General features: G+C 65.3%; 21 protein-coding genes. 8 read left to right on the top strand and 13 right to left on the bottom strand.

All coding sequences use genetic code 11. From position 1 onward, the window contains the following. Positions 1-52: 52 nt before the first annotated feature. Positions 53-967, bottom strand: coding sequence for a GTP cyclohydrolase FolE2 (folE2, locus tag ABGX75_RS01275; RefSeq protein WP_347410876.1), 915 nt, complete (start codon positions 965-967; stop codon positions 53-55). Positions 968-1,182: 215 nt separating this feature from the next. On the opposite strand from folE2, the gene ampC reads away from it, so the two are divergent. Then, on the top strand, positions 1,183-2,349 hold the full coding sequence (gene ampC / locus ABGX75_RS01270) for a class C beta-lactamase (protein WP_287124405.1): 1,167 nt from the start codon (positions 1,183-1,185) through the stop codon (positions 2,347-2,349). A 49-nt stretch (positions 2,350-2,398) separates the two neighbouring features. On the opposite strand, the gene rhtA is transcribed toward ampC, so the two are convergent. Continuing rightward, entirely contained in the window at positions 2,399-3,292 is an 894-nt protein-coding gene (rhtA, locus tag ABGX75_RS01265) for a threonine/homoserine exporter RhtA (RefSeq protein WP_347410877.1), read from the bottom strand. Positions 3,293-3,406: 114 nt separating this feature from the next. Between rhtA and ABGX75_RS01260 the strand changes: the two genes are divergently transcribed. Continuing rightward, positions 3,407-3,967: an XRE family transcriptional regulator gene (locus ABGX75_RS01260; protein WP_287124404.1), complete on the top strand. Its 561-nt coding sequence runs from the start codon at positions 3,407-3,409 to the stop codon at positions 3,965-3,967. 88 nt (positions 3,968-4,055) lie between these two features. Here ABGX75_RS01260 and ABGX75_RS01255 read toward each other — a convergent pair whose 3' ends face one another. Together ABGX75_RS01255 and ABGX75_RS01250 are read right to left on the bottom strand one after the other, a co-directional pair. Further along, positions 4,056-4,406: a DUF427 domain-containing protein gene (locus ABGX75_RS01255; protein ID WP_179152502.1), complete on the bottom strand. Its 351-nt coding sequence runs from the start codon at positions 4,404-4,406 to the stop codon at positions 4,056-4,058. Positions 4,407-4,420: 14 nt separating this feature from the next. Beyond that, positions 4,421-5,140, bottom strand: coding sequence for an aspartate/glutamate racemase family protein (locus ABGX75_RS01250; protein ID WP_179152503.1), 720 nt, complete (start codon positions 5,138-5,140; stop codon positions 4,421-4,423). A 265-nt stretch (positions 5,141-5,405) separates the two neighbouring features. On the opposite strand from ABGX75_RS01250, the gene ABGX75_RS01245 reads away from it, so the two are divergent. Further along, complete coding sequence (locus tag ABGX75_RS01245; RefSeq protein ID WP_347410878.1) at positions 5,406-5,801, top strand: DUF2946 domain-containing protein; 396 nt, start codon at positions 5,406-5,408, stop codon at positions 5,799-5,801. A 114-nt stretch (positions 5,802-5,915) separates the two neighbouring features. Further along, the gene (locus ABGX75_RS01240) at positions 5,916-7,271 is read left to right on the top strand and encodes a PepSY domain-containing protein (RefSeq protein WP_347410879.1); all 1,356 of its coding nucleotides are present in this window, start codon (positions 5,916-5,918) and stop codon (positions 7,269-7,271) included. 62 nt (positions 7,272-7,333) lie between these two features. Here the strand turns inward: ABGX75_RS01240 and nfsA are convergent, their stop codons facing one another. Then, positions 7,334-8,065, bottom strand: a complete 732-nt coding sequence (gene nfsA / locus ABGX75_RS01235; protein ID WP_110060912.1) for an oxygen-insensitive NADPH nitroreductase — start codon at positions 8,063-8,065, stop codon at positions 7,334-7,336. Positions 8,066-8,240: 175 nt separating this feature from the next. Here nfsA and ABGX75_RS01230 point away from each other — a divergent pair, with 175 nt between their 5' ends. After that, positions 8,241-9,560 carry an MFS transporter gene (locus ABGX75_RS01230; protein ID WP_347410880.1) on the top strand — a complete coding sequence of 440 codons (1,320 nt, stop codon included), beginning with the start codon at positions 8,241-8,243 and terminating at the stop codon, positions 9,558-9,560. Positions 9,561-9,705: 145 nt separating this feature from the next. On the opposite strand, the gene ABGX75_RS01225 is transcribed toward ABGX75_RS01230, so the two are convergent. The 4 genes from ABGX75_RS01225 to ABGX75_RS01210 form a co-directional block, all read right to left on the bottom strand. After that, positions 9,706-10,869, bottom strand: a complete 1,164-nt coding sequence (locus tag ABGX75_RS01225; protein ID WP_035414942.1) for a zinc-dependent alcohol dehydrogenase — start codon at positions 10,867-10,869, stop codon at positions 9,706-9,708. A 201-nt stretch (positions 10,870-11,070) separates the two neighbouring features. Continuing rightward, a complete protein-coding gene (locus ABGX75_RS01220) occupies positions 11,071-12,015 on the bottom strand; it encodes an efflux RND transporter periplasmic adaptor subunit (RefSeq protein WP_110060910.1) in 945 nt (314 codons plus the stop codon). 12 nt (positions 12,016-12,027) lie between these two features. After that, positions 12,028-12,243: a DUF1656 domain-containing protein gene (locus tag ABGX75_RS01215; protein ID WP_181396247.1), complete on the bottom strand. Its 216-nt coding sequence runs from the start codon at positions 12,241-12,243 to the stop codon at positions 12,028-12,030. Continuing rightward, positions 12,233-14,329, bottom strand: coding sequence for an FUSC family protein (locus tag ABGX75_RS01210; RefSeq protein WP_347410881.1), 2,097 nt, complete (start codon positions 14,327-14,329; stop codon positions 12,233-12,235). The genes ABGX75_RS01215 and ABGX75_RS01210 overlap by 11 nt, the downstream gene beginning before the upstream one ends. Before the next feature lie 205 nt (positions 14,330-14,534). On the opposite strand from ABGX75_RS01210, the gene gloA reads away from it, so the two are divergent. The 3 genes from gloA to ABGX75_RS01195 all read left to right on the top strand — a co-directional run bounded on the left by gloA (position 14,535) and on the right by ABGX75_RS01195 (position 17,968). Further along, a complete protein-coding gene (gene gloA / locus ABGX75_RS01205) occupies positions 14,535-15,068 on the top strand; it encodes a lactoylglutathione lyase (RefSeq protein WP_110060907.1) in 534 nt (177 codons plus the stop codon). A gap of 193 nt (positions 15,069-15,261) precedes the next feature. Continuing rightward, positions 15,262-16,914 carry a glucan biosynthesis protein D gene (locus tag ABGX75_RS01200; RefSeq protein WP_110060906.1) on the top strand — a complete coding sequence of 551 codons (1,653 nt, stop codon included), beginning with the start codon at positions 15,262-15,264 and terminating at the stop codon, positions 16,912-16,914. An 85-nt stretch (positions 16,915-16,999) separates the two neighbouring features. Continuing rightward, a complete protein-coding gene (locus ABGX75_RS01195; protein ID WP_301968613.1) occupies positions 17,000-17,968 on the top strand; it encodes an ABC transporter substrate-binding protein in 969 nt (322 codons plus the stop codon). Between the two features lie 75 nt (positions 17,969-18,043). Here ABGX75_RS01195 and ABGX75_RS01190 read toward each other — a convergent pair whose 3' ends face one another. Genes ABGX75_RS01190 through ABGX75_RS01175 form a run of 4 tightly spaced genes read right to left on the bottom strand, consistent with a single transcriptional unit; the run spans position 18,044 to position 20,892 of the window. Next, positions 18,044-19,057: a zinc ABC transporter substrate-binding protein gene (locus tag ABGX75_RS01190; RefSeq protein WP_347410882.1), complete on the bottom strand. Its 1,014-nt coding sequence runs from the start codon at positions 19,055-19,057 to the stop codon at positions 18,044-18,046. Between the two features lie 49 nt (positions 19,058-19,106). After that, entirely contained in the window at positions 19,107-20,021 is a 915-nt protein-coding gene (locus ABGX75_RS01185; protein ID WP_179152529.1) for a metal ABC transporter permease, read from the bottom strand. Then, a complete protein-coding gene (locus tag ABGX75_RS01180) occupies positions 20,006-20,755 on the bottom strand; it encodes an ABC transporter ATP-binding protein (RefSeq protein ID WP_011505532.1) in 750 nt (249 codons plus the stop codon). The genes ABGX75_RS01185 and ABGX75_RS01180 overlap by 16 nt, the downstream gene beginning before the upstream one ends. Next, positions 20,752-20,892 carry a hypothetical protein gene (locus ABGX75_RS01175; RefSeq protein ID WP_164915593.1) on the bottom strand — a complete coding sequence of 47 codons (141 nt, stop codon included), beginning with the start codon at positions 20,890-20,892 and terminating at the stop codon, positions 20,752-20,754. Before ABGX75_RS01175 ends, ABGX75_RS01180 begins: the two co-directional genes overlap by 4 nt. Positions 20,893-21,209: the final 317 nt, after the last annotated feature.

Genomic DNA, 21,209 nt, shown 5'->3' with positions numbered 1-21,209 from the left:
GAGCCCGCCTTCATTGGGCGGGCCCGGCGCATGGGGGTTGCACGCCCCGGCATCAGGGGGATGCGGATGTCCAGTTCCATTCGGCATGCGCGACCGCATCATGCGCATGCAGGCTTTCGGCGTGCACGATGCGTACCCGGAAGCCCTGCACCTCGTCGCGCGCTTGCAGGGCATGCCGTACACGGCGCGCCGCATCCTCGCAGAACATCAAGTTATGACCGTTGGCCAGGGCGAACGCCTGCTCATCGACACGTTTGACGGCCGTCTGCAGGGCCGTGCCCAGTGCGTCCTCGACCGTGTCGATCAGCGCCGTCACGGGCAGGGTCTCGAGGTCGTCGGCCAGGCGCAGTGAGAGGTGCGCCTGGCTGCGCTGGCTATGCGGCGTCGCCAGGATACCCTGCTCGCTGCCCAGCCACGTCCTGACGGCATCGTGGCTGATCGGCATGTCGGTGAAGTCCTCGTCGAACGCTTGCTGGATCGATTGGCGCGCGAGGGCCGCCGAGCAAGGACAGGTCGAGGAGTAACCGATCGTCATCTCGAGGATCGCCTGCATGCCCTGTGCATCTTGTCGGCAGCGCAATGCGCAGGGGTACGCCTTCCAGCCGGCGCGTGGACTGATCAATGCAGGGCGCTTGATCAGAACGTCACCGCTCAGGTCGAGAAAGGCCGTGCGGGCCAAACCATCATGGCTCGCCAGGAAGCGCTGCAATACCGCGCCCAGGCCTGACAGCGTCACCTCCTCGTGTTCCATGGCCTCCAGTGCCAGATAGAGACGCGACATATGAATGCCTCGCGCCGAGGTCGCATCCAGGGAAACACCGGCCGAGGCGCGACCGTTGACGGCGCTGTTCGCCAGACGAAACGGCAGCGCGATGTCTTCCATCCCGACCCAGGCCAGCGGACCTTCCAGGTCGGATACGCCGTTTGCCACGTCGTGCAATGTCTGTGAGTTCATGGGCTCTTGCATGCGTTTCTCAGTCCCAGGCTGGAAAGGGGCGGGCAGTGTCCGCCATGCGGCACACGTGCGGTGTCGGTGTCCGTGACACCCGCTCGTGACATGGCAGCATGAAACAATACGTTATACCATAACACGCCTTTGGCCCAAGCATTCCAGCGGCCATGCTTTTGAAGCATGATACCGGCTCGGGAATTTGGCTTATCGACAGGGGAGCAGGAAGCGCAATGAAAGGATGGCTGCTGGGTGTATCGCTGACGTTACTGGGAGCAAGTGGCGTGGCGCAGGCGCAGGACCAGGCATCGAACAAGCAGGTTCGCGAGGTGCTCGACCCCATCGTCGCATCATTGATGGAGGCGCAGCAGATCCCCGGCATGGCGGTCGCCCTCGTCGGGCCGAAGGGTACGACGATCGCCCATTACGGTGTCGCCGACCGCAAGACCGGCACACCGGTCGACGACGACACCCTGTTCGAGATCGGCTCGCTCAGCAAGACCTTGACCGCGACCCTGGCCTCGTTGGCCGCCGTCGAGGGCAAGCTCGACCTCGAGGCGCCCGTGAGCCGTTACCTGCCTGAGCTCGAAGGCAGCGCCTTCGACAGGATCGATGGGCTCAACCTCGGTACTCACACCGGTGGCGGGCTGCCGCTGTTCGTGCCTGACGAAGTGACCGACCATGCATCGCTGATGGCCTGGTATCGAGACTGGCAGCCAAGCCAGCCCATCGGCGAGAGCCGTACCTATTCCAATCTGGGGATCGGCCTGTTGGGGCTGGAGACGGCGGCGAGCCTGGGGGGCGAATTCGTGCCGACGATGCGCGCCAAGGTGCTGGCGCCGCTCGGCATGCGGGACACCTGGTACGACGTTCCCGAGGCGCGCATGGCGCACTACGCCATGGGCGAGGCCAAGGACGGCCAGCCGATCCGTGTCTCGCCCGGCGTGCTCGACGACGAAGCCTACGGGCTCAAGACCACGGCCGCCGATCTGGCCGGGCTGGTGCGAGCCAACCTGCATCTCGCGGATGTCGACGCCGAGCTTCAGCAGGCCATCGATGCGACCCGCCAGGGTCATTACCGGGTCGGCGACATGACCCAGGCCCTGATCTGGGAGCAGTATCCGCTGCCCGTAGCGCTCGATACCCTGCGCGCCGGCAACGGGTACGACATGATCCTCGAGCCCAACGCGGCCGAGGCGATCGTGCCGCCGCAGGCGCCACGCGATGATGTCTGGGTCAACAAGACCGGCTCCACCAACGGCTTCGGCGGCTACATCGTGATGCTTCCCGGCGAACAGACGGGGCTGGTGATGCTGGCCAACAAGAACTATCCCAATGACGCGCGCGTCGAGGCGGCCTACCGCATCCTGTCCGGTCTCGGGGTCCTCGATACGCCGTAGGGCATGAGGGGCCGCTGGGCCTGGAAGCGACGCCCAAGCGGCCGGCCGCTCAGTCCGGCGCCGGGGTCTCGAAGGTGTCGCGCCGGCGCACCGTCAGCGTGGTACCGATCGAGGCGACGATGATCAGGCCGATGGCCAGCCACTGCAGGCCACTCAGGAGCTGGCTCAGGAACAGCAGGCCGGAGAGCGCGCCGATCGCCGGTTCCAGACTCATCAGCGTGCCGAAGGTCTGGGTCGGCAGGCGCGGTAGTGCCACCATTTCGAGCGTGTAGGGCAGGGCGGTGGAAAGCACGGCGACGGCGAATGCCAGCGGGAGGACCTCCGGCGCGAAAATCGCCGGGCCGACGTCGATCAGGCCGACGGGGGCGATCACCACCGCCGCGATGGTGATGCCCAGCGTGGCGCTCTGGGCGCCATTGACCGAGCCCGCCTTTTGTCCGAACAGGATATACAGCGCCCAGCAGACGCCGGCTCCCAGCGCACAGGCTGCGCCGTAAGGGTCGACCGCGCCGTTGCTCTCATCGCCCAGCAGCAGCAGGCACGCCAGGCCGAGCACGGCGAATGCCACCCACAGCAGATCCAGCCAGCGTCGCGAGGAGAGCACCGCCACGGCGAGCGGCCCGGTGAACTCCAGCGCCACCGCGATCCCCAGTGGTACCGTCTGCAGCGCCTGGTAGAACAGCAGGTTCATGACGCCCAGGGCGACGCCGTAGATCACGGTCGACTTCCAGGCGCGGCGGCTGAACCGCTGGCGCCAGGGCCGCATCACGATCAGCAGCAATCCCGCCGCGAGGATCAGGCGAATCGAGGTCGTCCCGGTGGCGCCGATGACCGGGAACAAGGTCTTGGCGATGGACGCCCCGGTCTGGATGGAGCACATCGCCACGATCAACATGGCCACCGGCCAGACCTTGGCCACGAATTCACGCACGGCGACTGACATGACACCTCCTTGGTGCTGCGGCATGATGCCTTCCTGACGGCGCCAGTCGCATCCTGCCGACATGGCCGGACGCTGGCATTCGAGAGAATCGCGATTGTACGGATGGGCAATATAGTGCACAAGTCTAGCGAGCGTCCCGATGTCCTGGTGCACGTTGCCGCCAACGTGAGACGCCTGCGCCAGGGGGCGTCGCTGAGCCAGCAGGCACTGGCCGAGCGGGCCGGCGTGAGCCGGCGCATGCTGGTCAATATCGAAAAGGGCGACGTCAACGTCAGCCTGAGCACGCTGGATCGACTTGCCGAGGCGCTGGGGGTACTGTTCTACGCCCTGGTTCAGCCGCCGGGCAGCGAGGACTCGGCGCGCATCGACGAAGTCGCCTGGGTGGGGCGTTTTCCCGACAGTCACGCCCGGCTGCTGGCGAGCAAGCCGGCGCGACAGGAGGTCGAGCTGTGGTCCTGGTCGATGGAGCCCGGAGAGAGTTACGAGTCCGTCGCCGACGGCACCGGCTGGCACGAGATGCTGGTGGTGATCGAGGGCACGCTGACCCTGGAGCTCGCGGACCGCGAGGTAACGATCGAGGCCGGTGACTTTCACGTCTATCCCAGCGACCAGTTCCACCGTTACCGCAACGAGGGTACGGGGCGTCTGCGCTTCATCCGCAACGTGGTGCACTGACGCCAAGTATCCATTCAAGCACCGATCCAGGTACCAATAACGATCTGCGTGGCCTCGTGACTGGCTGATGGCACGCGCGCGTGCCCGCTTACTCGGCGTCCACCTGCACCGTCACCACGCTGTCGTCGAATGCCAGCCGGCCGGCAATCGCCGCCATGTCCGCCAGTGGTTCGGCGTATTGCCAGGCGACGTCGGGATGGTCGTCAGTACGGTAGTACGTGGCGTCGCCCTTGAAGGGGCAGTGCGTCACGGTGGTGGAGCGCAACAGTTGCGCCATCTGCACGTCGCTTTCGGGCAGGTATTGGCGCGGGGGATACCCTTTCTCGCGCAGCTCGACGGCGCGCGTGCTGTCGGCGAGCAAGGTGGCGCCGTTCCATACCCGCACGCGATGCGTATGCGGGTGCAGGCTGATGCGGTCTTGCGTGGTGTCTGCTGACATGGAGCCTCCCGGGCTTATTGAGTGTCTTCCGACAAGGGGGAGCCGGAGAGGGCGCGTTTCACGGCGGCCTGGGCATGCAACGCCGTGGTGTCGTAGAGCGGTACCTGAGTGTCGGTTGCCTTGATCAACATGGCGATTTCGGTACAGCCGAGAATTACCGCCTGTGCGCCCCGCGCATGCAAGGCGTCGATCACGGCGAGAAATGCATCTCGCGAGGCGGATTCGATGCGCCCGAGGCACAGCTCCTCGAAAATCACCCGATGCACGCATTCGCGCTGGGTGTCGTCGGGCACGACCACGTCGATACCGTAACGCTCGCTCAGGCGTTGCTTGTAGAAGTCCTGCTCCATGGTGAAGCGCGTGCCCAGCAGCCCGACCCGAGTGATGCCGTCGGCGACCAGACTTTCGGCCGTGGCGTCGGCGATGTGCAGCAGCGGAATGTCGATGGCCGCTTCCACCTGCGGTGCCACCTTGTGCATGGTGTTCGTGGCGATCAGCAGAAAATCCGCGCCGGCGTGCTCGATCTGGCGCGCGGCGGCGGCCAGCGCTTCCCCGGCCGCGTCCCAGCGTCCGTCGCGCTGCAGGGTCTCGATCTCGGCGAAGTCGACGCTCACCATCGCGATCTTCGCCGAATGAAAGCCGCCCAGCGCCTGTTTCACGCCTTCGTTCAGCGCCCGATAGTAGCTCTCGGTGGACTCCCAGCTCATTCCGCCGAGCAAACCGATGGTTCGCATGATGACACGCTCCTTGCGTAGTTGAATGAAGCAAGCCGTGGCATTGTCGAGCTTAGACCGGCGGGCCGCTTCGTTCGAGGTGCGAGCATGACGCGAGACGGATTGTCGCACCCGTTCCCCGATGATGGCACGCGAGGGCGCTTTCGGCCGGGGTTGCGCCCGGGGAGCGCGTTCGACGACGCTTTTCACTGCCGCGCATCCGGCTGTGTCGACGCCGGGGCTGCGCTAGTATGGCGTCTGTTTGAAGGTCCCACGGTCGAGTCCCATGCCCTTTTCCCTGCGTACGTCCCTGCGTCGTGTTACCGCCTGGCTGAGCCTGTTCGCCATGCTGCTGGTGGTGTGCGGCCCGGTGGTCGGGCAGGCCAGTGCTTCCCTGCGGCACGATGCGATGCCCTCGCACGCGATGATGCATGCAGAGGCCGGGCACGGTGACCATACGCGGGGCGGTCACGTGGCTTCGATCGGCCTGCACGATCAGTGCCTCTATTGTTCCCTGTTCGGCCATTTTCCGGTCCTCGAAGGGGCTTCCACTGCCTCCATGGCGGACAACGCCGCCGTCATCGCGCCGCGCGTGCCGAGAGTGCTCGCGTCCCAGGCGGTGACGACCACCTTCCCCAATGCGCTGACCCGCGCGCCGCCGTACGCGTGCCATCACGCATGAATGGTCTCGACGCCGAGCGTGGCGCGTCTGCATGTCGTGCCTGCGCCGGTGTCGTCGGCCACAGGATGGAATCGGCTACCGACCGGTAGCCATGGCACGCTATTCGGGGGCTTCATGTCTCGTACTTCTGCGCGTTCTTCACGTGACGCCAGCGACCTCTATCGGGCGGTCTGGCGTTGGCATTTCTACGCGGGTCTCATCGCGATTCCCTTCCTTATTTTGCTGGCGGTGACCGGCGGGCTCTACCTTTTCAAGGATGAGATCGACCAGTGGCTCAACGCGGACATCGTGCGCGTCGAGGCGCAATCGTCACCGACGGTATCGCCGCAGCAACAGCTGGATGCCGCCATGGCGGCGCATCCCGGCGAGGCGTTCCGTTACGTGCCTCCTGCCGCCTCCAACCTAGCCGCGGAGGTCGACGTCACCACCGCCGACGGCAAGCAAGCCGTCTACGTCGACCCTTACACCGGCGAGGTCACCGGCACGATTCCCTATCGCGGCAGCGTGATGTGGATCGTGCGCACCATCCACAGCCTCAGCTACTTCGGCGAGACGGCGAGTTTGATCATCGAAATCGTCGGCGGCTGGTCGATCCTGCTCGTGCTGACCGGGATCTATCTGTGGTGGCCGCGTGGCCGACGCGGCGGCGTGATGACGGTACGTGCGACCCCGGCGAAGCGACTGTTCTGGCGTGACCTTCACGCCGTCACCGGCATCTTCGTCGGGGGCTTCATTCTCTTTCTGGCGATGACCGGCATGCCGTGGTCCACGCTGTGGGGCAGCAAGGTCAACGAACTCGCCAACGGTCACAACTTCGGCTATCCGGATGGCGTGCGCGTCAACGTCCCGGTCTCCGACGAACGACTGGCGGAGCGGGAGATGACCACCTGGTCGCTGGAGCAGGCACGGCTGCCGGAATCGACGCCTGGGCGCGAGGGCGCGCCGGGCATCGGCCTCAACGGCGCAGTGAAGGCGTTCGACGCGCTGGGGCTGGCCCCAGGATATGCCGTCAGCCTGCCGAGCAGCCCTGTCGGCGTCTATACCGGCTCGATCTACCCCGACGATCTTTCACGACAGCGGGTCGTGCATCTGGACCGATATAGCGGCGAGCCACTGCTGGACATGAGCTACGCCGACTACGGCCCGCTGGGCAAGTCGCTGGAGTGGGGCATCAACGTGCACATGGGGCAGCAATACGGGCTCGCCAATCAGTTGATTCTGGCGCTGGCCTGCGCGGGGATCGTGCTGCTGTGCGTCTCGTCGGGCGTGATGTGGTGGAAGCGCCGGCCGAGCGGCAAGCTGGGGATTCCCCCTGAACCCAAGGATCCCCGTCGCTTGCGCGGCGTGCTGGCGTTGCTCGCCATCGGCGGCGTGATCTTCCCGCTGGTGGGGGCCTCGATGATCGTCATGGCGGCGGTGGATGCGCTGGTACGCCGCCGCGGCGCCAGGCGCGCCGCGACGACCGCCTAGCCAGGCAGTCGCCGATGACCGTTGCGCCCGCCCGTGTCGCGCGAGGGCGGGCGCGGCCGTCTTCATTTCATCTCGAAACCGCGCGAGACGAGGAAGTCACGCATGTGCGGGCGCACCTTGTGCTCGAACAGCGGCATGAGGTTCTGCGACCAGGTGGTGTCCTTCTGCGTGCTGCTGCGCGCTTGGTAGTACTCGCGCATGGTGGCGTCGAAGGCGTCGACCTGGGCCTGATCGTCACGGTAGTAGTCTTCCTTGAGGATGGCCTCGACCGGCAGGCGCGGCTTGACCTCCGGGGTCTGATCCGGATACCCGAGGCACAGGCCGAAGACCGGGTAGACATGTTCGGGCAGGCGCAGCAGATCGCTCACGGCTTGCGGGTTATTGCGAATGCCGCCGATGTAGCAGATGCCCAGCCCCTCGGACTCGGCGGCCACGACGACGTTCTGCGCCATGAGCGCGGCGTCCACGCTGGCGACCAGCAGCTGTTCGGTCATGCCGCGGGTGGCATCGGCGCCGGCGCGCTCGGCGGCCTCGGCGGGGCGCTTCATGTCGGCGCAGAACACCAGGAAGTCGGAACAGGTGGCGATGTAGTCCTGCCCGCCCGCCAGTTCGGCGAGGGTCTCGCGATTGGCCGGATTCTTCACGTGGATGACGCTGTAGGCCTGAACATGGCTGGACGTCGCGGCGCTTTGCCCGGCCTGGATGAGTTCCCGCAGCAATTCAGGCGCGATCTTGCGATCGGTGAAGCGGCGGATCGAGCGGTGGGCGTTGAGCAGTTCGATGACGGGATTCATGCAACCTCGCGCTGAGTGATTTAATTAGCTTACTAAGCAGTATACCGCATTGACTGACGTGTCTCATCCGAGGCATGTCGCGTCGCACGCCGTGGCGTGTCCCGCCGTATCCCTCGACGGGACCGAGTATTATCCTGGCGCGCGTATGATCGTTTTACCGACCGGGAGCCCCGCGATGAAGGCCGCCACCACTCGTCCCACCACCTTGTCCGCTGCCTGGAGCCTATGGACGCTGCTGCTCGGCGTCGGGCTTTTGATGATGGGCAATGGTCTGCAGGGCTCGCTGCTCGGGGTGCGGGCCTCGGCGGCGGATTTCGGCAACACGGTCACGGGACTGGTGATGTCGTCCTACTTCGTGGGCTTTCTGGTCGGCTCGGTGCTGACGCCACGCAAGCTGCGCGAGGTCGGGCACGTGCGGGTCTTCGCCGCGCTGGCCTCGATCACCTCGGTGGCGATCCTGATTCATGCCCTGTTCGTCGAGCCTCTGGTGTGGGCGGCCATGCGCTTCGTCACCGGCTTTACGTATGCCGGGCTCTACGTCGTCGCCGAAAGCTGGCTCAACGGTTATGCCTCCAACCGGCTGCGCGGGCGCCTGCTGGCGATCTACATGGTGATCAGCTATCTCGGCATGGGTGGTGGGCAACTGCTGCTGGGCAGTGCCGACCCCTCGGGCATGGCGTTGTTCCTGCTGGTGTCGATCCTGGTCTCGCTCGCCCTGGTGCCGATCTTGATCAGCTACACGCCGCAGCCCGAACTCAGTCAGCCCGAGGCGATGAGCCTGCGCGCGTTGTACCGGCTCTCGCCGCTGGGCACGGTGGGTTGCTTCATGACCGGCATCACCAATGGCGCCGTGTTCGGCATGGGGGCGGTGTTCGCCACCAACAGCGGCTTGAGCGTCGCCCAGGTCTCGGTCTTCATGAGCGCCTTCATCTTCGGCGGCGCGATCCTGCAGTGGCCGCTGGGCAAGCTGTCCGACAAGGCCGACCGCCAATGGGTGATCGTCGGCGTCGCCCTGGTCGCGGTGATGCTGGCGCTGGTCGGTGCGCTCGTCAGCGGCTGGTCGCCGATGGCCTTGACGCTGCTCGGGGCGTTGCTGGGTGCGACCACACTCACGCTCTACTCGATCTTTCTGGCCTGCGCCAATGACTTCCTCACCGATCAGCAGACCGTGGCGGCCAGTGCCAGTCTCGTCCTGGCGTTGGGCATCGGCGCGATTCTGGGGCCGGCCAGCGCCGGGGTGCTGATGGAATGGCTGGGGCCGGATGGTTTCCTGTGGGACCTGGCCGTCATGCACATCATCATGGTGCTGTTCGGGCTTTACTGCATTCGTCACTATCCCACCAGCGAATCGCCCGAGCAGGGCCACTACGTGATGGTGGCCTCGGACACCACGCCGCTGGGCACGGCCTGGACGGAAGAAGCCGCGCAGGAAGAAGGGCAACTGGAACTGGCGCTGGAAGCCGAGGAGGAAGCGCAGCGTACCGACGGCGCCTGAAACGAGCGGGCGTGCGGATCGCCGCGCCCGTGGCGTGGTGGGTCCCCGAAGGCCGGGCCGGATGCTCGGCCCTCGGGAGAAGCTCACATGCAGCGGGGCATCGGCCTCCTGCCCGCCCGGGCGCCATGCGCTCGGGCAGCCCGTCCTAGGGTGTCATCACCACCTTGATGCAGCCGTCCTGCTTGGCATTGAAGTTGGCATAGGCCTCGGGCGCCTGGGCCAGCGGATAGCGGTGAGTGATGATGAAGGAAGGGTCGATCAGCCCCTGTTCCACCGTGTTGAGCAACGGCTTGAGATACTGCTGCATGTGGGTTTGCCCGCTCTTGACCGATAACGACTTGTTCATCAAGGCGTGCAGCGCGAAGCCGTCGACCTTGTCGGTATACACCCCCGGCAGCGACAGGCGGCCGCCCTTGCGGACCGACATGACCATCTCGTTGAGCGCCGTCGGGTGGTTCTCCTCCGTCGAGTCCGCGCTGCGGCGCTCGGCTTCGGGGTCGCCCCGGCCATGAGCCTCGGCCCCGACGCAGTCGATCGCACAGTCCGGCCCGCGTCCGCCGGTCATCTCGAGCAGCTTGCTGTAGACGTCGTCCCGTTCGAAGTCGATGACTTCCGCTCCGGCTTTCTCGTTGGCCAGCTTGAGACGCTCGGGAACCCGGTCGATGGCGATCACACGGCCGGCGCCACGCATCCAGGCGCTGCGAATGGCGAACTGGCCGACCGGGCCGCATCCCCAGATGGCCACGGTATCTCCGGGCTCCATGTCGCAGTTGTCGACCGCCTGATAGCCCGTCGGATAGATGTCCGAGAGAAACAGCAACTGATCGTCGCGCAGGTCGGACTCGACCTTGATCGGGCCGACGTCCGCGTAGGGCACGCGCGCATATTCGGCCTGGCCGCCGGGAATGCCGCCGAGCATGTGCGAGTAACCGAACAACGCGGACGGCGAATGGCCCATGGCGTCGGCGGCCATGTCGGCGTTGGGGTTGGACTCGTCGCACAGTGAATACAAGTGCTTGTTGCAGAAGAAGCAATCGCCGCAGGCGATGGTGAAAGGCACGACCACGCGGTCGCCCTTTTTCAGATTGTTCACCGCCGAGCCGGTTTCGACGACCTCGCCCATGAACTCGTGGCCGATGATGTCGCCTGCCTGCATACCCGCCATCAGGCCGTTGTAGAGGTGGAGGTCGGAACCGCAGATCGCGGTTGCGGTGATCTTGATGATCGCATCGCGCGGTTCCTGGATCTTGGGGTCATCCACGTTATCGACGCGAACATCGTGAGTGCCGTGCCAGGTCAGTGCTTTCACGGTAATGACTCCTTGTCGCTGACTGACTCCGTGCCATCGGCCTTGCTCCCGCCCTCCCGCGGACGAGACAAGGTCGATGCCGTCTCAACACGAGGCAGTAAATTTCCTTTAATTACAAATGTTTACTTCGGCCTTCGCAGCCGTTGGCTCCTTCAACCTAGAACAGCCCCAAGGCCTGTCAAGCGTCGTTCGGGGCAAGCCTCAAATGCTGACCAGCGATTCCCACCAGCGGGTGAGGGTGCGCTGCCAGTCCGGGGCCTGCCGGTGTTCGCTGCGCGTGTCGTTGAGATAGACCGTGGCGGTGAGCCCGGCCGCGAGGTCGATGTCCTCGGGGACATCGTCGAGGGCGATGCGCACGGGGATGCGCTGCGAGAGCCGGACCCAGTCGAAGGAGGTGCTGACGTTCGCCAGCCCCGTGCCTTGGCTGTCGAGGCTCTTGTCGGCAATGCCGCGTGCGATGCTGTCGACGTGCCCCCAGAGCGGCGTGTCGCTGGCGAGCAGCTGGATGCGCGCCGGGGCGCCGATGTCGATGGCGTCGAGCTTGGTTTCCTCGAAATAGCCGAGCACGTGAAAGCTGCCGGCATCGACCAGGGTGACGGCGTCCTCGCCGGCCGAGACGTACTCGCCGGGTCGCAGCAGCAGGTTGGTGACATAACCGTCGACCGGGGCGCGCACGGTGGCGCGTTCGAGGTCGAGCTTGGCCTGCTCGACCGCGACCTCGGCCTGCTCGACCTGAGCCTGAGCGCTGGAGTAGGCGAAGCGTGCGTCGTCGCGATCTTCCTGCGAGGCGTAGTCGCCGAGCTTCTGACGCCGGGCGTTGGCGGCCTTGGCCTCCGCGCGCTGCTGCTCGAGGTTGTTGAGGTTGGCGCGGGCCTCGGACAGCGCCAGCGCGTAGCGCTGCTTGTCGATGGTGAACAGCACGTCGCCGGCATGCACGAAGTCGTTGTCCTCGACCTGAAGGTTTTCGACCAGGCCCGAGACATCGGTCCCGAGGTTGATGATGTCGGCCCGAACGCGGCCATCGCGCGTCCAGGGGTCATGCATGTAGTGGTTCCAGATCTGCGCGATGGCGATCACGGCCAGCGCGAGTATCGCCAGGGTCAGCAGCGGGCGCACGTATCGGCGTGCGCGCGAGGAGATCGTCATGGCGTCATCCTTCTAGTGGGCGATCGGCAAGGCACCGGCGAGGGCGAGTACCGACCACAGCAACAGGGCGTAGAGTGCGATGTCCACGAGCACCGGCTGCCAGAACCAGTGATAGACACCCAGGCGCGTGAACACGCGCCGCAGCAGCAGGTAGAGGCCGAGCGTGACGAGGACGGGAACGGCCAGCGGCGGCATCAGAAAACCGAGAAACGTCCATTCAGCGAACATGCGGCGTCTCCTGTCGGGGCGGCGTTGCACGGCGGTCATGCGGGGCGGTCGGGGCGTCGTCGGCCTGGGCCTCCAGCGTCACGCCGGGCGCCTCGCGCATGAGATGCCCCAGCATGGCGATTTCCCCCGCCGTGGCGACGGAGAGCCGGGGCTCGTGATAAAAGCGGTCGACCCATTGACGGGCCTGATCGGAAAGCTCGTGCCAGACCTCGGGCGAGTGGTGTCGCCGCGCCACCAGGCGCTGGCCGATATCGTCCAGCCAGGCCTCGAGCTCCCGGCGGTGCGGCGCGAGCTCTTCGCGCAGCCGCCGAATGCGCCACACGCACAAGGCGAGGGCGTGCAGATCGAGTGCCTCGCGCAGCGTGTCGTCCGAGCCGCCCAGTGCCACCAGGCGGCCCAGGCGGTCGTAGAGACGGCTTTCCAGGCGTGCCCTATTGGGCAACGCGGGCTCGCACATCAAGCGCGCCACGCCTCGCCAGTAGGCGCCGAGCAAGGTGTGTATGCGCTCGGCGGGCGAGCGCTGGCGCATCAGGGCATAGGTGAACATCGCTGTGGTGGTGCCGATCAACGAGGCGAGGCCGCCGTTGATGTAGGTCGTGGGTGAGAAGGTGTAGGTGCTGTGCAGGTTCAGCAGCGTCATCAGCGTGATGGCCCCGGAGAGGCCCATGGCCGCCCAGCGCGGACGTGGCGTGAGAAGCGTGCCGACCATGACCGGTATGCCGATGGCGATGGCCAGCAACGGGAACCCGTTGATCACCGGCAGGACCAGAAACAGCAAGACTGCGCCCAGAGTGACGGCGGCGAGCGTGCCCCACAGAAACTGATAGACCACGGCGGCGGGATTGGGCGCCTTGGCGAACAGCATGGTGAACACCCCCAGCAGCATCATGGCGAGATACCCGGAGTGCCAGCCGCTGTGTATCCAGAACAGGCCCAGCAATTCGAAAGCGACGAACACGCGCAGCGCGTTGTAACGGGCCACGAAGTGCTCGTTGTGCGTGGTGCGGGTACGCTTTTCGCGGGGCAGGGCGTGCACCCGGGCCGAGGCCGGCGCGTTCAGTGCATGGCGCAGGCGCCGGCCGTGCTGGAGCAGGCCGAGCACTTCCCCGAGACGTTGGCGGGCCAGTTCGGCGCGCACCCGGCTGCGAGGGCTCACGCGCTCCGGGTCCCACGCGAAATCCGGCAGCGTCAGTTTTTCCAGCGGCTCGCCGGCCGGCTGTTCGGCGATGGTGGCAAGCAGCGGTGCGGCATGCGCGTTCAATTGCGCCAGCCAGTGCTCGCCGTCCTCGCAGGCGCGCAGGTAGTCGAGGGCGGTTTCCAGTTCGCGGATGGCCGTGATCAGCGCCAGGCTGTCACTGGCGAAGCGGTCCAGCGCGGGAATGAAACGACTCAAGCGCCGGGTTTCCAGGCGGGTGAGACCGCGTAGCTTCTCGAACTGCTGATAGTCGCCGAGCAGCGCCTTGAGACGTGCGTCCTGCGTCGCGCGGGGGCGTGGGCTGTCCAGGGCCGCGAGGGTTTCCTCGGCGGCGTTTTTCAGAAACCCCGAGAGCGCCTCGGGGAGAGCCCGGCTCCCGAAACGCGGTGCGATGAGCAGATGCATCAAGACGCCGCAGCCGATGCCCAGCGCGGTTTCCGTGAAGCGTCCCAGCGCGATGGACCAGATGTCCTCGACCCCCGTGCCGAGGGCGGTCAACGACACCAGCGTGGCGGTATACCCGCTGAGCATCATCACGTAGCCCAGGTATTCGTCCTGTTCGAGCATCACCCAGTACATGCAGAACGCCAGCCAGGCCCCGGAGAACAGCAGGTACAACATCGGCTGCTGGCCGAAGAACGCGATCAGCACCAGCCCGGCCACGGCGCCGAACAGGGTGCCGAAGAACCGTGCCACGCCGCGCCCGATGATGATGCCGATGGGCGGCGTGCCGCCGGTGAACATCACCGGCTGCAGGGTGACGATCATCACCGCGAGGATGGCCCAGGCGGGCTGGTACAAGTCCAGACGCAACGCCAGGAACAGGGCCAGCCAGACGGCCAGTACCGTGCGTAACGCCAGCAGCCAGTGATCGGTGGAAATACGCAGCATAACGATATCCGGCCCCGGCCGAACGGCCGAGGCGATCAGAGAAAAAGCCAGATAAATATTAGTCTGCGAATTATCCCAGTCCGTGGGACATTTGTCTAATGCTGCAGGCTCGCGCCAGCCGATGCCCCCTGGAAATTTCATCGAGCGCCCTCATCTTCCTTCCCGACCAGACACCGATTCACATCCCCGCGATCAGGAGGACGCCATGAGCTTCCAGGGTGAACAGTATCCCGGCGTGCAGACGCCGTCGGCCGAAACCCAGGGGTTTCGTTTCAACCACACCATGCTGCGCATGAAGGATCCCGAGCGCTCGCTGGCGTTCTATTCGCGCGTCTTCGGCATGCGTGTGCTGCGTAAGCTCGACTTCCCTGAGATGCAGTTCTCGCTGTACTTCCTGGCCAACGTGGACGACAACGACGCCGTGCCGGAAGACACCGCCGAGCGCAATGTGTATACCCTTTCGCAAAAGGGCATCCTCGAGCTGACCCACAACTGGGGCACCGAGGATCAGGAAGGTTTCGCCTACCACGACGGTAACGCCGAGCCCCAGGGCTTCGGGCATATCTGCTTCTCGGTACCGGACCTGCCCGCTGCGGTGGCGTGGTTCGACGCCAACCAGGTCGAATTCAAGAAGCGTCCCGACGAGGGCAAGATGAAGGACGTGGTGTTCGTCAAAGACCCCGACGGGTACTGGATCGAGGTCGTTCAGCCGGAACGCTCCAGGGAGCTCGGCCAATAACGGCGCGCCGCACGGCTAGCGTCGAACGCCCGGTGTCGCATGGCACCGGGTTTTTTGTGCGTGTCCGCCAGGTGCGCGGTTACGTTGAAAGTACGCAAGCGAGACATGATGCGGGAACCGCTGGTGTGGGATAACGTCAGAGAGAGGCACGTGGCAAGGAAACGCCCACTTTGGTAGAGGAAGGCCCCCGATAATGGACCGCAGAACCCTGCTCAAGCGCTCACTGGCCCTGGCGGCCTTTTATGGACTGCCCGCCGCGCCCTTGCTGGCGGCGACGCGTCAGATGCCCGCCATCGCCGACGGCGAGGCGCAACGTTTCAGTTTCGACTGGTTGCAGCGTCTGGCCCGGGAAATGGCCAATGCGCCGTATCGCAACAACATGCGCGAGCTGCCCGAGACCCTGGCATCTCTCACGCCCCAGCAATACAACGCCATCGGCTACGATGCCGGGCACTCGCTGTGGCATGACCTGGATGGCAAGCTCGACGTGCAGTTCTTCCACGTGGGCATGGGCTTCAACCAACCCGTGCGCATGTACGCCCTCGACCCGGACTCGCACCAGGCGCGCGAGATTCACTTCGACCCCGACATCTTTCGCTACGACGGTGCGAACGTCGATGTCGCCCAGCTCGAGGGCGAGGACACCCTGGGCTTCGCCGGTTTCCGGGTCTTCAAGGTACCCTCGCTGACCGAGCGCGATATCGTTTCCTTTCTCGGCGCGAGTTACTTCCGTGCGGTGGACGATACCTATCAGTACGGCATCTCGGCACGCGGTCTGGCGGTCAATACCTTCGCCGAGTCGGAAGACGAGGAGTTCCCCACCTATACGCGCTTCTGGCTGGAGACCCCCGCCCCGGACAGCACCACCTTCACCGCCTATGCCCTGCTCGATTCGCCCAAGGTGGCCGGCGCCTACCGCTTCGTGATCGACTGCCAGCCGACGCGGGTGGTGATGGATATCGAAAAGCACCTGTACCCTCGCGAGGCCATCGAGCAGCTGGGCATTGCCCCGATGACCAGCATGTTCAGCTGTGGCACGCACCAGCGCCGCATGTGCGACACCATTCATCCGCAGATTCACGATTCCGACCGTCTCACGATGTGGCGGGGCAACGGGGAGTGGGTGTGCCGACCGCTCAACAATCCGCCGGTCTTGCAGTACAACGCCTTCGCCGATGAGTCGCCCAAGGGCTTCGGGTTGCTGCAGACCGAGCGCGATTTCGAGGCCTACGAAGACGTGATCGGCAATTATCACGAACGTCCCAGCCTGTGGATCGAGCCGCGCAGCGACTGGGGCAAGGGGGAGATCCAGCTGATGGAGATTCCCACCACCGGGGAAACCATGGACAACGTGGTGGCCTTCTGGAAACCCGCCGCGCCCGTCGAGCCCGGCGATTCGTTGACCTTTGCATATCGCCAGTACTGGAGCGCACTGCCGCCGGTGCGGCCCGACCTGGCACGCATTCGCGAGACGCGCAGCGGCATGGGCGCCTTTCCCGAAGGCTGGGCCCCGGGGGAGCACTATCCCGAGGAGTGGGCGCGGCGCTTCGCCGTGGACTACGTGGGCGGCGATATCCTGAACATTGCCAAGAACGGTCCTCCGATCATGGCGCAGTTGGAGATATCGGGGGGCAGGACCAGCGATATCCAGATCTTTCAGGTCGAGGAGTTCGAAGGCATTCGCGTCATTTTCGACTGGTACCCCACGGATGCCTCGACCGATCCCATCGACATGCGCATGGTGCTGGAGGGCGACGGCGACCCCCTGAGCGAAACCTGGCTCTATCAGTACTTTCCGCCACCGCCGGAGCAGCGCGAGCATCCGCCGCATCCGCTCGATGACTGACAGCCGGCGGTCACTGTCTTTCTATAAAACAGTGTTATCATGATGTGCTCTGACAATAAACAATCATCAAAACAGGAGGATCGACATGATGACTGCATCCCACCCGCTGGCGCGCGGCACCAAGGCGGCGCTGCTTGGTGCCTGCCTGGCCGGCCTGCCGCTGGGCATGGCGCAGGCGCAGGACGACACGGCGGACGTGCGCTTTTCCGTACCACCGTGGCCGGGCGTGACGGTCAAGACCGAACTCGCCGCGCAGTTGCTCGAGACGCTGGGGTATACGCCGCAGCAGGAGCAGCTCGGCACCACCATCACCTACCAGGCGCTCAACCAGAACGAGTTGGACGCCTTCCTCGCCGGATGGCTGCCCGCCCAGCAGGGCATGTACGACACCGCCCTGGAAAAGGGCAAGCTGGTCGATCTGGGCAACAACGTCGATGGCGCGCGCATCGGCTTCGCGGTGCCCAGCTACGTCTTCGATGCCGGCGTCACCTCCGCCGAGGATCTCGACACGCCGGAAAACGCCGAGCGTTTCGGGCGTACCGTCTACTCCATCGAGACCGGCACGGGCATGAGCGAGCAGCTCAATGCCGGCGTCGATGGCGATACTTACGGCCTGGGCGACTGGGAGCTTTCCGAGACATCCACGCCGGGCATGCTCGGCGCCGCCGACAGTGCCATCGACAACCAGGAGTGGATCGTCTTCGCCGGCTGGACGCCGCACTGGATGAACATCAAGTACGACATCGCCTATCTCGACGACCCCGAGGACTTGTGGGGAGAGGACGGCGGTCGCAGCGACGTGCGCACCCTGGTCACGAAGACATTCTCCGAGACGCACCCCAATGCCACCAGGTTGCTCGATCAACTGGACTTCACCGCCGACGACCAGAGCGACATGATCCGTCGCTACGATCAGGACGGGATGCCCAAGGACGAAGCTGCCATCGCCTGGATGCGCGACAACGCCGACAAGGTGGAAGGCTTTGTCGATGGCGTCACCACGCGTGACGGCGAGCCTGCCTGGCCGGTGGTGAAAGAAGCGTTCGACCTGTAGGCCGCTCCCCGCGGAGCCAACGCAAAAGGGCGGTGCCAAGGCACCGCCCTTTTCGATGGCGCTTGCTGATGACGCTCAGTCCTTCAAGGCCTCGGTCAGCGTATCGACATTGTGACGGAACATGCCGAGGTAGGTGCTGGCTTCGCCCTCGGCCGCCAGGGCGCCGGCGTAGAGCGTGCCGCCGATGGTCACCCCGGTTTCGTCGGCCAGCTGCTCGAGCAGGGCGGGGCTGGTCATGTTTTCCAGGAACAGTGCCTTGACGTTACGTGCCTGGATCTGTTCGATCAGCTTGGCCATGCCGGCGGCGCTGGGCTCGGCGGCCGTGGAGAGGCCGACCGGCGAGAGCACGTCCAGCCCATAGGCGTTGGCGAAATAGCCGAAGGCATCGTGGTTGGTGATCAGCACGCGATTGGCCTCGGGAATCGCGCCGATTCGCCGATGGACCTCGGCATCCAGAGTATCCATGGCCTCGACGTATTGCTCGGCATTGCGGCGATAGTCAGCGGCATGTTCGGGGTCTGCCGCGACGAGCGCATCGCGGATGTTGGCCACGTACTGCTTGCCGTTTTGCAGATCCTGCCAGGCGTGCGGGTCTTCCGGACCGTGGTCGTGGCCCGCATGCTCGCTGTGGTCATGGTCATGGTCATGGTCATGGTCATGGTCATGATCGTGGTCGTGGTCGTGGTCGTGGCCTGCGGCGTGGTCGTGACCTTCATGATCGGAAGAGCGCTCTTCGCGCTCCTCGTCGAAGCTCAGGGCATCGATGCCCCGGCTTGCCACGACCACCGGCCCCTCGTAGCCGCTGGCTTCCACCAGACGGTCCAGCCAGCCTTCGAAATGCAGCCCGTTGACGACGAACAGGTCCGCCTCGCCGACAGCGCGTGCGTCGGTGGGGCTGGGGGAGAAGACATGGGCGTCGCCGTCCGGACCGACCAGCGTGGTGACGTCGACATGCTCGCCACCGACTTCCTCGACCATGTCGCCGAGAATGCTGAAGCTGGCGACGACGCTCATCGGGGCCTCGGCGCGTGCCGCACCGGACAGCGTCAGGGCAGCGGCACCGAGCAGTAAGGTGAAAGACTTGGACATGCGAACTTCCTCTTATCGATGGACGAGGCCGGTCAGGCCCTTGAAGCGTTCATGGCGACGTGCAGGTGTCTTCGTTCTTTTCCAGCGGCGCGGCGCGACGGCGCAGGCGTGCCAACAGACTGCCATGGCGGCCGCAGAGCGCCGAGACGAGATAGATGGTGCCGGCGATCAGGATGATGCACGGGCCGGAAGGCAGGCCGAGGTGGTAAGACAGCAGCAGGCCCCCGGCGCTCGACAGCATGGCGATGACGATCGCCAGTCCGATCAGGCCTTCGAGCCGCTGAGACCAGAAACGCGCGGCGGTGGCGGGCAGCATCATCAGGCCCACCGCCATCAGCGTGCCCAGGGTCTGAAAGCCGGCGGTGAGATTGAGTACCATCAGCCCCAGGAAGATGCCATGCACCAGGCCGCCGCGAATCCCCTGGCCGCGCAGAAAGAGCGGGTCCAGGCATTCCACCACCAGCACGCGAAAGATCAGCGCCAGCACCAGCAGGGTGGCGCTGGTCACCGAGGCGATCAGCCACAGGGCGGTATCGTCGATGGCGAGGATCGAGCCGAACAGGACATGGGTGAGATCGACACTGCTGCCGCGCAGCGAGACCAGCATCACCCCCAGCGCCAGAGAGATCAGATAGAAACTGGCCATGGCCGAATCTTCCCGGTGACCGGTCATGCGCGACACGCTGCCCGCCAGACCGGCCACCAGCAGCCCGGCCACCAGGCCGCCTAGGCTCATCGCCGGCAGCGAGAAGCCCGCCAGCACGAAGCCCAGCGCCACGCCCGGCAGCACCGCGTGGGCCATGGCATCGCCGACCAGGCTCATGCCGCGCAGCATCAGGAACACGCCCAACGGCGGTGCGGCCAGCGACAGCGCCAGGCCGCCCACCAGGGCGCGGCGCATGAAGGCGTAATCGGTCAGCGGGGCGATGAGCCATGCATTCAGCGTGGTCAATAGGTCGAGCATGGCGGCACGTCCGGCAGGTTCAGGGAAATGAAGGGCGCCTGGGTATGCGCATGGCGGCGCGCGGGGGCATGATGCCGTTCGAGCAGCGTTTCCGGTTCGACCCATTGGGCGTGACCGCCCGCCAGCAGCAGCACGCAATCCGCCAGGCGCGCCAGCTGCTCCATGTCATGCAGGACCACGATGACCGTGGCACCCTGGTTGGCGATGTCGCGCAGGGTGTCGCAGAGAATCTCCACGGTATGGGTATCGACGTTGGCGAACGGCTCATCGAGCAGCAAGAGCTCCGCTTCCTGCATCAGCGTGCGACCGAGCAGGGCTCGCTGACGCTGGCCGCCGGAAAGCTCGCCGAGCGGGCGGTGTGCCAGGCCGCTCAGCCCCAGGCGCTGCATCACGCCGTGCATGTGGCGATAGTCGTCCGGGCCGTAGCGCTTGAAGGTGCCGTGGGTGGGCCAGCGCCCGGTCAGCATCAGCTCCTCGACGCTCATCGGAAAGGTCAGGTCCAGCGCCAGCTGTTGCGGCAACCACGCGCGGCGTTCCTTGGGCATGGAACAATGCACCTGGCCGGAAAGCGGCGACAGCAACCCCATGATCGCTTGTATCAAGGTGCTCTTGCCGGCTCCGTTGGCGCCGACCAGCGCGGTGATCGCGCCGTCCTCGAACGTCCCGCTGACGTCCTCCAATACCGTGCGCCCGCCCTGGGCGAGGGTCAGCTTGTCGAGCGTCAAGCGGCTCATGCAAAGGCTCCCATCGCCCACGCCACGGCCAGCCAAAGCAGCCCCAGCGGCAACAGTGCCAAAAGCACGCGACGCCCGGCGCCCATCGACATCAGGGAAAAGTGGCAAGGCCCATCCGGGCGGTGACGGTGTGACATGACGACTCCTCGGTACCATGCAGAAGGTTATAACGTAACAAAACTTTTGCCAAGCGTTTTGCCGTCACCTGCGAAAAGCGCAATAGGATAACGTTTTCGGCGAGTCGTGGGGAAGGGCGAAAAAGCGCTTGTGCACGCAAGCGCCGGGCCGGTACGCAGTGGGCGCCGAGCGTGACAAGGCTTGACTATCCTATAAATAATTGTTTTCTTGCGACGCCTTGATCGATAAGCGGTGTTTTTCCTTATTGCCTCTAAGCTAGTAACTGCGCCGTGACGAGCGCCGCGAAACGCTCGTGTGCCGGCTTCCGTGAACGCAA

Origin of the sequence: Chromohalobacter sp. (assembly GCF_039830575.1) — a bacterium.
Classification (GTDB): Bacteria; Pseudomonadota; Gammaproteobacteria; order Pseudomonadales; family Halomonadaceae; genus Chromohalobacter; species Chromohalobacter israelensis.
Note: the sequence above shows the minus strand (reverse complement) of the source record. Positions and strands in the feature narration are given on the sequence as shown.

What these genes read in the sequence shown, in the direction of transcription:
- nfsA (WP_110060912.1), bottom strand. Translation starts at nt 8,065, where the DNA reads ATGAATCCCGTCATCGAACTGCTCAACGCCCACCGCTCGATCCGCCGC.
- ABGX75_RS01190 (WP_347410882.1), bottom strand. Translation starts at nt 19,057, where the DNA reads ATGTCCAAGTCTTTCACCTTACTGCTCGGTGCCGCTGCCCTGACGCTG.
- ABGX75_RS01245 (WP_347410878.1), top strand. Translation starts at nt 5,406, where the DNA reads ATGCCCTTTTCCCTGCGTACGTCCCTGCGTCGTGTTACCGCCTGGCTG.
- rhtA (WP_347410877.1), bottom strand. Translation starts at nt 3,292, where the DNA reads ATGTCAGTCGCCGTGCGTGAATTCGTGGCCAAGGTCTGGCCGGTGGCC.
- ABGX75_RS01255 (WP_179152502.1), bottom strand. Translation starts at nt 4,406, where the DNA reads ATGTCAGCAGACACCACGCAAGACCGCATCAGCCTGCACCCGCATACG.
- ABGX75_RS01210 (WP_347410881.1), bottom strand. Translation starts at nt 14,329, where the DNA reads ATGCTGCGTATTTCCACCGATCACTGGCTGCTGGCGTTACGCACGGTA.
- ABGX75_RS01175 (WP_164915593.1), bottom strand. Translation starts at nt 20,892, where the DNA reads ATGTCACACCGTCACCGCCCGGATGGGCCTTGCCACTTTTCCCTGATG.
- ABGX75_RS01185 (WP_179152529.1), bottom strand. Translation starts at nt 20,021, where the DNA reads ATGCTCGACCTATTGACCACGCTGAATGCATGGCTCATCGCCCCGCTG.
- ABGX75_RS01180 (WP_011505532.1), bottom strand. Translation starts at nt 20,755, where the DNA reads ATGAGCCGCTTGACGCTCGACAAGCTGACCCTCGCCCAGGGCGGGCGC.
- ABGX75_RS01215 (WP_181396247.1), bottom strand. Translation starts at nt 12,243, where the DNA reads ATGTTCGCTGAATGGACGTTTCTCGGTTTTCTGATGCCGCCGCTGGCC.
- gloA (WP_110060907.1), top strand. Translation starts at nt 14,535, where the DNA reads ATGAGCTTCCAGGGTGAACAGTATCCCGGCGTGCAGACGCCGTCGGCC.
- ampC (WP_287124405.1), top strand. Translation starts at nt 1,183, where the DNA reads ATGAAAGGATGGCTGCTGGGTGTATCGCTGACGTTACTGGGAGCAAGT.
- ABGX75_RS01250 (WP_179152503.1), bottom strand. Translation starts at nt 5,140, where the DNA reads ATGCGAACCATCGGTTTGCTCGGCGGAATGAGCTGGGAGTCCACCGAG.
- ABGX75_RS01220 (WP_110060910.1), bottom strand. Translation starts at nt 12,015, where the DNA reads ATGACGATCTCCTCGCGCGCACGCCGATACGTGCGCCCGCTGCTGACC.
- folE2 (WP_347410876.1), bottom strand. Translation starts at nt 967, where the DNA reads ATGCAAGAGCCCATGAACTCACAGACATTGCACGACGTGGCAAACGGC.
- ABGX75_RS01195 (WP_301968613.1), top strand. Translation starts at nt 17,000, where the DNA reads ATGATGACTGCATCCCACCCGCTGGCGCGCGGCACCAAGGCGGCGCTG.
- ABGX75_RS01230 (WP_347410880.1), top strand. Translation starts at nt 8,241, where the DNA reads ATGAAGGCCGCCACCACTCGTCCCACCACCTTGTCCGCTGCCTGGAGC.
- ABGX75_RS01200 (WP_110060906.1), top strand. Translation starts at nt 15,262, where the DNA reads ATGGACCGCAGAACCCTGCTCAAGCGCTCACTGGCCCTGGCGGCCTTT.
- ABGX75_RS01240 (WP_347410879.1), top strand. Translation starts at nt 5,916, where the DNA reads ATGTCTCGTACTTCTGCGCGTTCTTCACGTGACGCCAGCGACCTCTAT.